General features: G+C 38.7%; 16 protein-coding genes. All 16 read left to right on the top strand.

Annotated elements, in window-relative coordinates; all coding sequences use genetic code 11:
* Window positions 1-34 precede the first annotated feature (34 nt).
* The 16 genes from ACVBD2_RS05590 (at window position 35) to ACVBD2_RS05515 (ending at window position 12,713) form a co-directional block, all read left to right on the top strand.
* Window positions 35-421 (top strand): hypothetical protein, encoded by a 387-nt coding sequence (locus ACVBD2_RS05590; RefSeq protein ID WP_084946685.1) that lies wholly within the window; start codon window positions 35-37, stop codon window positions 419-421.
* Between the two features lie 116 nt (window positions 422-537).
* A complete protein-coding gene (locus ACVBD2_RS05585; RefSeq protein WP_371638784.1) occupies window positions 538-774 on the top strand; it encodes a hypothetical protein in 237 nt (78 codons plus the stop codon).
* Window positions 771-1,097 carry an Imm59 family immunity protein gene (locus ACVBD2_RS05580; RefSeq protein ID WP_084946679.1) on the top strand — a complete coding sequence of 109 codons (327 nt, stop codon included), beginning with the start codon at window positions 771-773 and terminating at the stop codon, window positions 1,095-1,097. Before ACVBD2_RS05585 ends, ACVBD2_RS05580 begins: the two co-directional genes overlap by 4 nt.
* Window positions 1,098-1,237: 140 nt before the next feature.
* Window positions 1,238-3,514 (top strand): T7SS effector LXG polymorphic toxin, encoded by a 2,277-nt coding sequence (locus tag ACVBD2_RS05575; protein WP_461685343.1) that lies wholly within the window; start codon window positions 1,238-1,240, stop codon window positions 3,512-3,514.
* Complete coding sequence (locus ACVBD2_RS05570) at window positions 3,515-3,847, top strand: Imm59 family immunity protein (protein WP_132974263.1); 333 nt, start codon at window positions 3,515-3,517, stop codon at window positions 3,845-3,847.
* 160 nt (window positions 3,848-4,007) lie between these two features.
* Window positions 4,008-4,451: a hypothetical protein gene (locus tag ACVBD2_RS05565; protein ID WP_004262707.1), complete on the top strand. Its 444-nt coding sequence runs from the start codon at window positions 4,008-4,010 to the stop codon at window positions 4,449-4,451.
* Window positions 4,452-4,486: 35 nt separating this feature from the next.
* On the top strand, window positions 4,487-4,732 hold the full coding sequence (locus ACVBD2_RS05560; RefSeq protein WP_202612940.1) for a hypothetical protein: 246 nt from the start codon (window positions 4,487-4,489) through the stop codon (window positions 4,730-4,732).
* A gap of 67 nt (window positions 4,733-4,799) precedes the next feature.
* Complete coding sequence (locus tag ACVBD2_RS05555) at window positions 4,800-5,066, top strand: disulfide bond formation protein (RefSeq protein ID WP_132974265.1); 267 nt, start codon at window positions 4,800-4,802, stop codon at window positions 5,064-5,066.
* A gap of 150 nt (window positions 5,067-5,216) precedes the next feature.
* The gene (locus tag ACVBD2_RS05550; protein ID WP_461685342.1) at window positions 5,217-5,594 is read left to right on the top strand and encodes an immunity 22 family protein; all 378 of its coding nucleotides are present in this window, start codon (window positions 5,217-5,219) and stop codon (window positions 5,592-5,594) included.
* 49 nt (window positions 5,595-5,643) lie between these two features.
* On the top strand, window positions 5,644-6,777 hold the full coding sequence (locus ACVBD2_RS05545) for a hypothetical protein (RefSeq protein ID WP_461685341.1): 1,134 nt from the start codon (window positions 5,644-5,646) through the stop codon (window positions 6,775-6,777).
* Window positions 6,774-7,172, top strand: coding sequence for a hypothetical protein (locus ACVBD2_RS05540; protein WP_004262746.1), 399 nt, complete (start codon window positions 6,774-6,776; stop codon window positions 7,170-7,172). The genes ACVBD2_RS05545 and ACVBD2_RS05540 overlap by 4 nt, the downstream gene beginning before the upstream one ends.
* 49 nt (window positions 7,173-7,221) lie before the next feature.
* Window positions 7,222-9,372, top strand: a complete 2,151-nt coding sequence (locus tag ACVBD2_RS05535; RefSeq protein ID WP_461685340.1) for a polymorphic toxin type 15 domain-containing protein — start codon at window positions 7,222-7,224, stop codon at window positions 9,370-9,372.
* A gap of 4 nt (window positions 9,373-9,376) precedes the next feature.
* Complete coding sequence (locus ACVBD2_RS05530) at window positions 9,377-9,916, top strand: T6SS immunity protein Tdi1 domain-containing protein (RefSeq protein ID WP_461685339.1); 540 nt, start codon at window positions 9,377-9,379, stop codon at window positions 9,914-9,916.
* Between the two features lie 153 nt (window positions 9,917-10,069).
* Window positions 10,070-11,413, top strand: coding sequence for an HNH endonuclease signature motif containing protein (locus ACVBD2_RS05525; RefSeq protein WP_461685338.1), 1,344 nt, complete (start codon window positions 10,070-10,072; stop codon window positions 11,411-11,413).
* Between the two features lie 24 nt (window positions 11,414-11,437).
* The gene (locus tag ACVBD2_RS05520) at window positions 11,438-11,938 is read left to right on the top strand and encodes an SMI1/KNR4 family protein (RefSeq protein ID WP_461685337.1); all 501 of its coding nucleotides are present in this window, start codon (window positions 11,438-11,440) and stop codon (window positions 11,936-11,938) included.
* Between the two features lie 136 nt (window positions 11,939-12,074).
* Entirely contained in the window at window positions 12,075-12,713 is a 639-nt protein-coding gene (locus ACVBD2_RS05515) for an HNH/ENDO VII family nuclease (protein ID WP_461685336.1), read from the top strand.
* Window positions 12,714-12,718 lie beyond the last annotated feature (5 nt).

The raw sequence follows: 12,718 nt of genomic DNA, 5'->3' as shown, positions 1-12,718 counted from the left end.
TTGATAACCTCTAGATCATTAGGAGGATACTAAGATGGGGATTACCAATATTACATGGGAAGACGTTATCAAGTTTGAGGAAGTCGCAGGGTATGGTCAGCATATCTGGAAACACGGCGAACAATATTATCTTGTCGTGGATGAAGGAGGTATTGCAGAACAACGAGTGGTGTATGAATTGCCACTAGAGTTGTTTCAGTTGATTGAGAGTGGAGAAAAGAATTTAGCAGAGTTACATTTTAGGCTAAAAAATGATGCTTGGCCACCTAATATGTCACAAGAGGAAGCAAATAAGCTTTTTTGGCGAAAACACATTGAGGTTTTAAAAAATAATGCCGCAGCACAAAGGCATTTTACCCGTCAAGAGCTAGAAGAATTATTACCAGAAGGGTCAAAAATTCTGGCAAGTAGTGAGAGTTAATATGGATTTGATATGGTAAACAGTAAATTAACGTTGAAGATGGAAAAATTATAGTTTTTAATAAACGCGGATTACCTTATCCAGAGGGGGATCAAGATTATCATCAATATAGAGTAATGCATGATTTGACAGAAGAAAATATAATAAATGCTTTTAAAACAGCTTCATCAGAAGTTAAAGAAAGCTTAATTGATGCAATGGAAAACCGGGGATTTTCTTTGTCAGATCTGGCTAATATTCAACAAGGAGAAATTGCAAAAGTCTTTGGAGCAGGTGGAGGAACTCAGATACAACTAGGGAATTCTTTGAAGTATTATGAAGATTTAGGTTTATTAAAAGAGGTGATAAAATGAATTCGGAACAAATTGAAAAATTCAAACAAGAAATAGAATGTATTATAAAAGAAAAAAATTATATATCTTTACGGTATGTTCTTTTCGATGAAACAAATAGAACACCATTTGCTGTACATATATTTTACAAAGATGGTTTATTCATGGTGAATAGCAGAGATGAGAGAGCTTATGTAATTGGAAGAACATTTGAATTTGATAATTTTTCTGAGGCTGAAAAAAAATTCTTTAATGTATTGGACTTTATAGTACGTGAGGGTCGAAGGGACATATCTAACAGAGGAAGCTATATGTATTCCTCACCTCTTTGGGATAAACCATAATGATAAATTTAGAAAAGCAACGCAGTGAAATTTGATTTGAATTTTATCGAGCTCTCCCAGCAACAAGTCTCGACTGCCTTTATGCGCAGTGAGGATTTTGTTCGGTATTATGAGCCGTATTTAAACACGGAGGAAGGCTAATGGGATTTTATGTAGATATTGCGGAGCTTCAGAAAGCCCAAGAGGCCTATATGAAGTTGGTCGCAACTGCTCAGAGTCAGTTGGATACCGCTAAAAATGGGATGAATGCCATCATCACCAGTAATTCCATGCATGGAGAAGTTGGGAAAGCGATTACGAATGAAATCAATAATGTTCATAACCCCGTGATTGTTGGCTTAAAGAATGGCTTAGAATTTCTAGGTTCTGAGTTTTCCAAGACGATCACGGATTTTCAGAATCTTGTTGGCGAAACCTCTGCAACGGCAGTTTTAGCAGAAGAAACTTTGGATGATGCGGTCAAGAAGCTAAATGAAGCCGATGAGAAACACAAGGTGATGGATACTAACTTCAAGAGTATCTATGATGGGATTTCGAGTCTCTATCACCTGAGTGCTCCCTTAAGCAGCACCTTCTATACTAATACCCAGACAGCTCGGAAGTATGTTCAGGATACGAAGAATAAGGTCAATGCCTTTGATAAGATGACGACAACCAGCAGTACGGAGCAACTTTTTAGTGCTTTAAGTAGCCAGATGGCGGCTGCTGGAAGAGTGAAGAGTCTGAGTTATAGCGATCCTGTTTTAACTAACTTTGTGGCGCATGAAGAACTCGGTAAAGCGATTTATGAGCTGGATCAGCAGTATGCGAAAGCCAAGGCAGAAGCGATTGAGGCTGCTAAACGCAAGGCAGAACAAGAAGCCGCTGAGCGAGAAGCTTCTTATCGCCGTCATCACCCCATCCAAGCCTGGCTGAAGGATCGCTCGAATGAGATTGGTTCCTGGTGGGGCGATGTCGTTGAGGGAACACGAAATCTACCTATTCCACAGGACTTGAAAGATACACTCTTGTTTGCGGAAGGTTTTATTGGTGCAGCTGGAAGTATGGTTTCAGAGACTGCCATCGGAGCTGTAGATTTGACTCAGATCATTGGCATTGCCAGTATTGATGGCGTCAATCGCTTAACAGGAGGTCAAACTCCAGAGTGGATGAAGCGGGACTTGCAAGGGACGGCAGATAACCTGTCTAGCCTTGCGGAGTTAGGAGTAGGAACTTACACTGCTCTGACGGATCCAGGTGCTGCTCAGCGTGGCCAGGATCCCAATGCCAGCTATGCGGATAAGGCTGCTTATCGTGCTCAAGAGACAGGGAAAGCCCTCTGGGATAAAGTTACCCATATGGATGCCTATGATGCAGGAGGCTTGACCTTTGAGATTGCCAGTCTTTTTGTTGGTCCAGCAGCTGTAGGGAAGATGGCGAAGGGGACCAAGTTAGGAGCTAAGGCAGCTGAGATGATTCAGTTAGCCAAGAACAGCACCAAAGCAAGAGTTCTCGCAAATGTTGAAAAATGGGGATCAAAGGTTGACAATATCCTAGCGAAGAGCAATAATGTCATTGGGAAATTTGGGGAGAAATTATTAGACACTCGAATCCCAGTCGGTATCCGTAAAGAGGCAGTTGCCTTTGCGGGAGGTATGGGAACCATGCCTACCTTCAGCGTTGAGAGCAAGACTCTACGTGAGGTGATGCACTTCTCAAGCAAACATGCGGATGATGTGGTGAGAGTGGCAGAGAAGCCCTTTGATAAAGAGCGGATTCTTGAAAATATTAGGCAAAGTCGACTTGCACGGGAAAGTTCGAAGTTTGATGACTATCTTCGCAGAGAGTATGAAGCTAAGGGACACTATTTCCCAGAACGTGTTGAAATGCCAAATGGCAAGCGTGCTTATCTATCGGCAGATGATGGTTTCGATGGAAGAAAAATTCCTGTCAGATCACGAAGTTATGTGGATAGTGAGGGGCATATTAAATGGCCACCGGAAGAAACTCAAGGTTTTGTTACAGATCATCTAGGTAAGCCGATAACCTCCCCTGCTAATATACATACGGGTCAGATTATTGATAGATTTGGTCCTTCAGGGGGGACGTATGTTAGTCCGGTTGAAGATGGAAAAATTATAGCTTTTAATAAACGCGGATTACCTTATCCAGAGGGGTATCAAGATTATCATCAATATGAAGTAGTTAAAGATATAAATCTTAAAAATCTTGAAGAAGGTTTTCTTTCTATGTCTGATGTGGATCAAGAAAAACTTTCTATTATAATGCAAAAACGAGGGATATCATTTTCAGATTTAGCTACTCCTGCAAAAGGTGAAATTGCAAAAGCTTTTGGAGCTGGTGGTGGAACGCAGATTAAACTTGGAACATCTGTTAGCTGGTACGAAAAAATGGGACTATTAAAGGAGATAAAATAAATGGATAAATTGATGCATGAAAAAAAAATAATTCAACAGAAAATTGAAGAGTTAAATTATACTACGCTAAGAGTCTCCGTATTTAATGGCAGGAATAAAGGGAGAGAAGATTGGCAAACGCGAATAGAATATGATGAGGGGGAAAAAGTATACTTAGTTTATTCTTTAGGAGATAGGGCAAGTATTATAGGAAAGATTAGAACATTTGAAAATTTTGAAGAAGCAGAGCAATGCTTATTTGAGATATTGGATTTAACTGTAAAATATAACAGGTTGCAAGTGATGACTAACGAGGAACCAGAATATCCTTCTCCTTTGTGGAACAAACCATAATGATAAATTTAGAAAAGCAACGCAGTGAAATTTGATTTGAATTTTATCGAGCTCTCCCATCAACAAGTCTCGACTGCCTTTATGCGTACTGAGGATATCAAGATTATCATAAATATGAGGTAATACATGATTTGACAAAAAGTAATATGGAGTGAAGTAAATGATATTTGAAGATTTATTAATGGAAATTCAATCTGATTTGGTGTCTTTAGGATTAGAATATTCGAATAGTCAAATTGATGAAATTTATTTGTATGGTTATATGGAAGAAGGTAGTTATTTTTTCAATTTATTTTTTAAGAAAAATGGGGAGATAATTAAACTTAATCAGATTAATGATTTTTTGAATGAAAATGAAAAAATAGATGATTCACGTGATAGACAGATACAACTTCTAGAATTAGGAATTGATGATTTAGAAAAAATCGAGATTTTGTTTGAGAATAATAAAAAAGAAGTACCTACCGAAATCAAAATTATTTATAATAAGAGCAGCAATAGTCTCAAATCCAAATATAGTTATTCACCTATTTCAGATGATACTTCAGAATTAGAATTATTCAATAACTGGTATGATACGGTGAAAGTAGAAAATAATATTTGAAGATAAGCTAATGAATTTACAAGTAGTCAAGCGCTTTGAACTTAGTTTCTACTCCATTATCATATAGTTATGAGAACCAGGAAGCTCAGATCTATTATAATCAACTAGATCAACTATATTCCATCACGGATTTACAGGATTTTATGGGGATTGTGGACAGTGTCTACAGTCCTATTTATCCTTTAGGTTCTGTTGTTGAGCTCGATTTGGAGCTCTTACCAGAGGAACTCCAGAAAAGCTTAGCGGAGGGGGCAGGACCACTCGTTAAGACTGGCCATTAGAATGGATTTCGGATTTTAGAATAGTTCCTAATTGATGGATTATCAATAATTGAAGGAGAAAAGAGATATGACAAGTAGTTTAAAGCGAATTGCTGAAAAAATTGTTTTTATTATTGAAGAAGAGTACCCCAAACAAAAAAGTGTTACAGGCTCAATTCAAAGTATTTATCAATTAGCAAATGAAATTATAGAAAGTGGAGAAGTAGCAAAAAACATAAATCTTAAAAGTCTAGTTAGAATGTTTGCAGATGAGACAACGCATTATCAAAGTGAGATCATTTACTTACTTCAAGATTTAGATAAGGAATTGAAAAAGAATGAACGTCAAAGATAGTTTACAACATTTTTCATCGAATCGAACAGAAGAGAATAGGTCGAAACTTCTTTCAGATATGGAGAAATGGACGCTGTTCGTCGCTATAAGATGGGTAGATAAATAGATGTTCCGCATTCTCCATATTCAGGATAGAAAGGATTTAATAAAATGGAAACAGACAATACGCTATCTATTTGGATAGGTAATTTCAAAAATTTAACTGAGTTAGAAAATTATATTAATCTAACTTATGATGATGAGGGAGAAATCGTTGTTTCTGATTTTTTCAACGATTTTAAGATAGACATTAATGATATAGATGAAGATTTAATTGAAAAAGCAGTTTTGCCAAATGAAACAAACGATATATCTATTATTTTGCGAACTGCTTCCTATGAGGAACAGTTGTTGTGTGAATTGAACGTATTAGAGAGTCTGACTATAAATAAAGGCAATGCAGTTGTACTAATCTATAACTATGCTTATGATGGCTCTGTAAAATCCTCAGATTATTTAAATTTCATTACAAGTGTAGATTATAGATAAAACAATAACTTAGGAGTCTTATCGTCGTCATCGCCCCATCTAAGCATGGTTGAAGGACCGCTCGAATGAGAGTGGTTCCTGGTGGGGAGATGTTGTTGAAGGTACGCGGAATCTGCCTATTCCACAGGACTTGAAGGATTCCCTCTTGTTTGCGGAAGGTTTTATTGGTTCAGCTGGAAGTATGGTTTCAGATACTGCCATCGGAGCTGTAGATTTGACTCAGATTATTGGCATTGCTAGTATTGATGGCGTCAATCGCTTAACAGGAGGTAGAACTCCAGAGTGGATGAAGCGGGACTTGCAAGGAACGGCAGATAACCTGTCTAGCCTTGCGGAGTTAGGAGTAGGAACTTACACTGCTCTGACGGATCCAGGAGCGGCTCAGCGTGGTCAGGATCCCAATGCTAGTTATGCGGATAAGGCAGCTTATCGTGCTCAGGAGACAGGGAAAGCCCTCTGGGATAAAGTTACCCATATGGATGCCTATGATGCAGGAGGTTTGACCTTTGAGATTGCCAGTCTTTTTGTCGGTCCAGCAGCTGTAGGTAAGATGGCTAAGGGCACGAAACTCGGAGCTAAGGCAGCTGAGATGATTCAGTTAGCCAAGAACAGTACCAAAGCAAGAATTCTCACAAATGTCGAAAAATGGGGTTCAAAGGTTGACAATATCCTAGCGAAGAGCAATAATGTCATTAGGAAATTTGGAGAGAAACTATTAGATACTCGAATCCCAGTCGGTATCCGTAAAGAGGCAGTTGCCTTTGCGGGAGGTATGGGAACAATGCCCACCTTCAGCGTTGAGAGTAAGACTCTGCGTGATATGATGCGCTTCTCAAGCAAACATGCGGATGATGTAGTACGAGGAGTAAGTGGTTCTGGTAGGACGGAGCGAGCCATACAAGCTGTCAATAATATGTCTGAGTTTTTTGAGACAGACTTTGGAAAAAAGATTAGGGACAGTCTTAGAAAGACGAAGAAACAATATGACGGGCAAAGTGTTTATGAGGTGACTAAAGATATAGATGATATTTTGAAAAAAGGAGATAAGTTGTACTTAGATGGTCAGCATAAAGATCATTTTGAGGTATTCAATAAAAGAGGTAAAGTAAAGGATGTTCTTAATCTTGATGGAACTTCTAATAGTAAAAAATTTAATTTAGCTTCTGGGAGGAGATTAAAATGATTAGTTCAGAGTTAAAAGATGTAATGAAACGATTGACTATTCTTAACGAGAATAATAAAGGTGTGCTACTTAGAGAAGAAAGTATCAGAGATATAGACAATACGATAAATATCTTTCTAAAAAAATATGAAGATCGTTTTTATGAAGGATTAAGATTGTTTAACAAGATAGACATTACTACAATTTCCTCTTCAGAGAATTCAGATTACACTATTGCTTTCTATAATCTATTAACTGGAATTAGGGGGATAATCGATTGTTTTGATGACTTTGATGATATTTTAGTTGAATTGAATAAAAACTTCATGTATCAAAGTGGCGAAATCACAAAAGAAGAATGGGAAAGTTCAGGGGAAGTAGTCTTGGATGACGAAGAAAATGAATTTGGAGATTGAAGAATAGATATTGATTCCTCGCTTTTTATGTTCACTAGGAGGAAGGCTAATGGGATTTTATGTAGATATTGCGGAGCTTCAGAAAGCCCAAGAGGCCTATATGAAGATGGTCGCAACTGCTCAGAGTCAGTTGGATACCGCTAAAAATGGGATGAATGCCATCATCACCAGTAATTCCATGCATGGAGAAGTTGGGAAAGCGATTACGAATGAAATCAATAATGTTCATAACCCCGTGATTGTTGGCTTAAAGAATGGCTTAGAATTTCTAGGTTCTGAGTTTTCCAAGACGATCACGGATTTTCAGAATCTTGTTGGCGAAACCTCTGCAACGGCAGTTTTAGCAGAAGAAACTTTGGATGATGCGGTCAAGAAGCTAAATGAAGCCGATGAGAAACACAAGGTCATGGATACTAACTTCAAGAGTATCTATGATGGGATTTCGAGTCTCTATCACCTGAGTGCTCCCTTAAGCAGCACCTTCTATACTAATACCCAGACAGCTCGGAAGTATGTTCAGGATACGAAGAATAAGGTCAATGCCTTTGATAAGATGACGACAACCAGCAGTACGGAACAGCTTTTTAGTGCTTTAAGTAGCCAGATGGCGGCTGCTGGAAGAGTGAAGAGTCTGAGTTATAGTGATCCTGTTTTAACTAACTTTGTGGCGCATGAAGATCTCGGTAAAGCGATTTATGAGATGGATCAGCAGTATGCGAAAGCCAAGGCAGAAGCGATTGAGGCTGCTAAACGCAAGGCAGAACAAGAAGCCGCTGAGCGAGAAGCCTCTTATCGCCGTCATCACCCCATCCAAGCTTGGCTGAAGGATCGCTCGAATGAGATTGGCTCCTGGTGGAGCGATGTCGTTGAGGGCACACGAAATCTACCGCTTCCTCAATGGATGAAAGATTCCCTCCTGTTTGCGGAAGGATTTATTGGTGCAGCTGGAAGTATGGTTTCAGAGACTGCCATCGGAGCTGTAGATTTGACTCAGATCATTGGTATTGCCAGTATTGATGGCGTCAATCGCTTAACAGGAGGTCAAACTCCAGAGTGGATGAAGCGTAACTTGCAAGGAACGGCAGATAACCTGTCTAGCCTTGCGGAGTTAGGAGTAGGAACTTACACTGCTCTGACGGATCCAGGAGCGGCTCAGCGTGGCCAGGATCCCAATGCCAGCTATGCGGATAAGGCCGCTTATCGTGCTCAGGAGACAGGAAAAGCCCTCTGGGATAAGGTCACCCATATGGATGCCTATGATGCAGGAGGCTTGACCTTTGAGATTGCCAGTCTTTTTGTCGGTCCAGCAGCTGTAGGTAAGATGGCTAAGGGGACCAAGTTAGGAGCTAAGACAGCTGAGATGATTAGCTTAGCCAAGAACAGTACCAAGGCAAGAATTCTCGCAAATGTCGAAAAATGGGGATCAAAGGTTGACAATATCCTAGCGAAGAGCAATAATGTCATTGGGAAATTTGGGGAGAAATTATTAGACACTCGAATCCCAGTTGGCATTCGTAAAGAGGCAGTTGCCTTTGCGGGTGGTATGGGAACCATGCCTACTTTCAGCGCTGAGAGTAAGACACTACGTGAGGTTATGCACTTCTCAAGCAAACATGCGGATGATGTAGTACGAGGAGTAGGCGGTTCTGGAGAAGTAGCAAACAGGGGAGAAGATTTATTACAATCAACTAAAGAGATTCAAAGAATTGAGGAGATTGACGTAGTATTTAAACGTAATCCGAAACATGATGAAGCCGAGTTTATTCGTCAATTGAAAGGACAAAAAGAAGGTTTAAACAAATTAACTGTAAAAGAGTATTTTGAGAATAGGAAAGAATACATCAAAAACGGACGTTCATCGGAAGCTAAAGCTGCTCAAAAAGCTGCCAGAGAAAATGCTCTAGCAGATAAATACAATGAGATGTTGCTACAAGGGAATTCTCGTTCAGAAGCTAAGCGCATTGCTGAGGACTGGATAAAAACACAAGCTGCTTTGCATGATCCAGATATGATAGCCGGCGGTTATGCTACTAAAATTACAGGTATGGGAGATACTAGTATTAATTCTTCTCTAGGATCTCAATGGCGTTCAAGAATAAGCGAAATGGATCAGCAAATACGTAAAGCAACTGAACATCTTTTAAAAGATGATTTGGATAAAACAAGGCTCAATATTAAATTGGAATATATACAGAGGTGATATTATGTTAGATGATTTTATAAAAGTTATGGTGATGCCTCAGGATGTAGTTGAAAAATACCGTACTATGGTACCAGATGAATTGATTCAAATTTGGCAAAATCAAGGTATAGGAACTTTTTTAGGAGGATATTTAAAAATTATTAATCCTGAGGAATATAGAGATTTGTTGGATTCAACATACTTCCGTGGGGACTTAGCAGTTCCAATATTTGTGACAGCATTCGGTGATATTATAACATTTGAAGAAAATAGATATTTAAGGCTTGTAAAGTACAAAGATGGAGTATTTGAAATCATTTTGGAAAACTTTCTATTTTTCTTGAAATTCTTGAAGGATGAAGATTTTCAGAAGGATTATTTTGAAATTGATTTATATAAAAGTGCATTGAAACAATACGGAGACTTAGATTATGATTATTGCTTTGGATTTGTCCCATTGCTTGGTTTAGGTGGACAGAAGACTGTGGAAAATATAGATAAGGTAAAAATAAAAGAGCATATTTATATTATTTCGGAGCTTGTTGGAAATATTGGGATGTGATAGAACCTTTATCGGAGGAACTCTTTATCGTTCTGATTTCCGTATGTCATTTGTCGATAAAATTGATGAATTAAAAAGGATCGCTCGAATGAGATTGGTTCCTGGTGGGGAGATGTCGTTGAGGGAACACGAAATCTACCGCTTCCTCAAGGGATGAAAGATACCCTCCTGTTCGCGGAAGGATTTATTGGTGCAGCTGGAAGTATGGTTTCAGAGACTGCTATCGGAGCTGTAGATTTGACTCAGATTATTGGTATTGCCAGTATTGATGGCGTCAATCGCTTAACAGGAGGTCAAACTCCAGAGTGGATGAAGCGGGACTTGCAAGGAACGGCAGATAACCTGTCTAGCCTTGCGGAGTTAGGAGTAGGAGCTTACACTGCTCTGACTGATCCAGGTGCTGCTCAGCGTGGCCAGGATCCCAATGCTAGCTATGCGGATAAGGCGGCTTATCGTGCTCAAGAGATAGGGAAAGCCCTCTGGGATAAAGTTACCCATATGGATGCCTATGATGCAGGAGGCTTGACCTTTGAGATTGCCAGTCTTTTTGTTGGTCCAGCAGCTGTAGGTAAGATGGCTAAGGGTACGAAGCTAGGAGCTAAGGCAGCTGAGATGATTCAGTTAGCCAAGAACAGTACCAAAGCAAGAGTTCTCGCAAATGTTGAAAAATGGGGATCAAAGGTTGACAATATCCTAGCGAAGAGCAATAATGTCATTGGGAAATTTGGGGAGAAATTATTAGATACCCGAATCCCAGTTGGCATTCGTAAAGAGGCAGTTGCCTTTGCGGGAGGTATGGGAACCATGCCTGCCTTCAGCGTTGAGAATAAGACTCTGCGTGATGTGATGCACTTCTCTAGTAAACATGCGGATGATGTAGTGAGAGTGGCAGAGAAGCCCTTTGATAAAGAACGATTACTTCAGAATCTTAAAGAGAGCCGACTGGCGAGAGAATCGTCAAACTTTAAAGAGTATGTGGCTAAAGAAAAGGACTTCTTTGAAGGCATTGCTAAAAATAAGAGATTTGAAGCATTTGGAAAAGGAGAATTATCCTTTGATGATGTCTTATCAGACTATGTATCTGAATATACAAAGTTAGTAGAGAGTAATACAACATGGAATTGGAATAAAGATATTAGAGAGGGGGCTAATCTTACAGGTGCTCAAAGACGCTTGATAAAGAATGAGTCAATTAGACGTGGTCTGCTACCGAAAGTCGCAGTTCGACAAGTTGAAGGGCTTAGATATGGCTACGCAGATTTTAAAGGTGCAGGTTTGGTTCAAGAGACAGTACAATTACCAAAAGAATTATGGAAGAAGACTGATAGAGAACGATTTAAGTGGTTAAATGAAAAGATCGGTGGATTTAGAGAAGGGATGACTTGGCATCACACAGAAGTTCCAGGTAAAATGGAGTTAGTTCCATTTGGTATCCATAATATAGTTCCACACAATGGAGGACGTACTATAGGCCATTGGGCCGACGCTATAAGATAAATAGGAAGGATTTAATGTTTAATAATGGAATATAAAAATACGATAATAACACCATTACCTGACGAACAGTTACTGAATGAAGAAGAAAAGATATGGAGGGTTTCACTCCCAGCATCTGCTAAGGAATTTTTTAAACAATATAGTGGGTTGATTCCTAAGAAGAATATCTTTAGCAGAAAGTTACCTCAAGATCAGGAACGTATAATAGAACGTTTTTTATGTATTTTACATGATACTCAAAATCATACTTTGGGTATGTATGATATAGATGTAATTCTAACGCAATTAGATGAACGCTTACTGTATTCTGAAGATATTTTAGGAGTAGAATTACTACCTGTAGCGGCTTTATTTGGCGGAGACTTTGTTTGCTTAGATTATAGTCAGAGAAGGGAGAATCCTAGTGTGTGCATATGGCATCATGAATCCTCTTATGAACTTAATCCATCCACAACTTTTATCACAGATACATTTGAAGAGTTTTTAGGAATGCTATATTCTGAAGATGATATTGCAAATAGCTAGTATTTGGTTACGGAATCATGCTTTTGAGTATATGTTAAGAGTAATGCACAAAATATAATGTAGGAGTTCTATTTATGAGTGATAAATTCCTTGAATCAGTTATTGAAAAAATTTTTTTAATGAGCTATTTAGTAAGTTGAAATCTTATATCTACCTTCATAGGGATGAAATAAAAGTTAGATCTTATACTTTATCCTTGATATCCTATAAAGCGCTAGATGATTTTACCGTTAAGAGTGTTTTGACAAGAAATCGGGTTGGCGATGCGATAGAATCTCATTTGCTGATAATAGCCACACTAGAAATAAAAGGACACTCTAAATATGGATATGAAGTAGATAATGCTGAAATATGGCTAGATGTAAGGGTTTCTTACCAATTGAATAATGGACTTCATCATTTCTCCGTAGGGAATATCACAGAGTATGATGCTACTAATAAAGAGATGAAACAAACTCCAGATTTTACTCTGGAGTTTGTTCCCTATTATAGGAAGAATGCAAAAGAAACTGTCTGGGATAAAGCTAAGGATGAACAAGGTGTTGTCAAAGATCCTATTACTAAAAAGGTAATGGATATTGAGGAGCCTTGGGATATGGGGCATAAACCGGGACATGAATTTAGAAAACACCAACAAAGTGCGGCTGATAGAAAAATAACTCGTAAACAATTTTTAGATGAATATAATAATCCCAATAGCTATAGACCAGAGCTACCAGAATCTAATAGAAGTCATATTGGTGAAGATAAGACGGATTTTTATTTTGGTCCATGATTTTG

Source organism: Streptococcus sp. KHUD_018 (genome assembly GCF_054861215.1).
Note: the sequence above shows the minus strand (reverse complement) of the source record. Positions and strands in the feature narration are given on the sequence as shown.

Coding starts and splice junctions, on each gene's coding strand:
- ACVBD2_RS05590 (WP_084946685.1), top strand. CDS start 35: ATGGGGATTACCAATATTACATGGGAAGACGTTATCAAGTTTGAGGAA.
- ACVBD2_RS05585 (WP_371638784.1), top strand. CDS start 538: ATGCATGATTTGACAGAAGAAAATATAATAAATGCTTTTAAAACAGCT.
- ACVBD2_RS05580 (WP_084946679.1), top strand. CDS start 771: ATGAATTCGGAACAAATTGAAAAATTCAAACAAGAAATAGAATGTATT.
- ACVBD2_RS05575 (WP_461685343.1), top strand. CDS start 1,238: ATGGGATTTTATGTAGATATTGCGGAGCTTCAGAAAGCCCAAGAGGCC.
- ACVBD2_RS05570 (WP_132974263.1), top strand. CDS start 3,515: ATGGATAAATTGATGCATGAAAAAAAAATAATTCAACAGAAAATTGAA.
- ACVBD2_RS05565 (WP_004262707.1), top strand. CDS start 4,008: ATGATATTTGAAGATTTATTAATGGAAATTCAATCTGATTTGGTGTCT.
- ACVBD2_RS05555 (WP_132974265.1), top strand. CDS start 4,800: ATGACAAGTAGTTTAAAGCGAATTGCTGAAAAAATTGTTTTTATTATT.
- ACVBD2_RS05550 (WP_461685342.1), top strand. CDS start 5,217: ATGGAAACAGACAATACGCTATCTATTTGGATAGGTAATTTCAAAAAT.
- ACVBD2_RS05540 (WP_004262746.1), top strand. CDS start 6,774: ATGATTAGTTCAGAGTTAAAAGATGTAATGAAACGATTGACTATTCTT.
- ACVBD2_RS05535 (WP_461685340.1), top strand. CDS start 7,222: ATGGGATTTTATGTAGATATTGCGGAGCTTCAGAAAGCCCAAGAGGCC.
- ACVBD2_RS05530 (WP_461685339.1), top strand. CDS start 9,377: ATGTTAGATGATTTTATAAAAGTTATGGTGATGCCTCAGGATGTAGTT.
- ACVBD2_RS05525 (WP_461685338.1), top strand. CDS start 10,070: ATGAAAGATACCCTCCTGTTCGCGGAAGGATTTATTGGTGCAGCTGGA.
- ACVBD2_RS05520 (WP_461685337.1), top strand. CDS start 11,438: ATGGAATATAAAAATACGATAATAACACCATTACCTGACGAACAGTTA.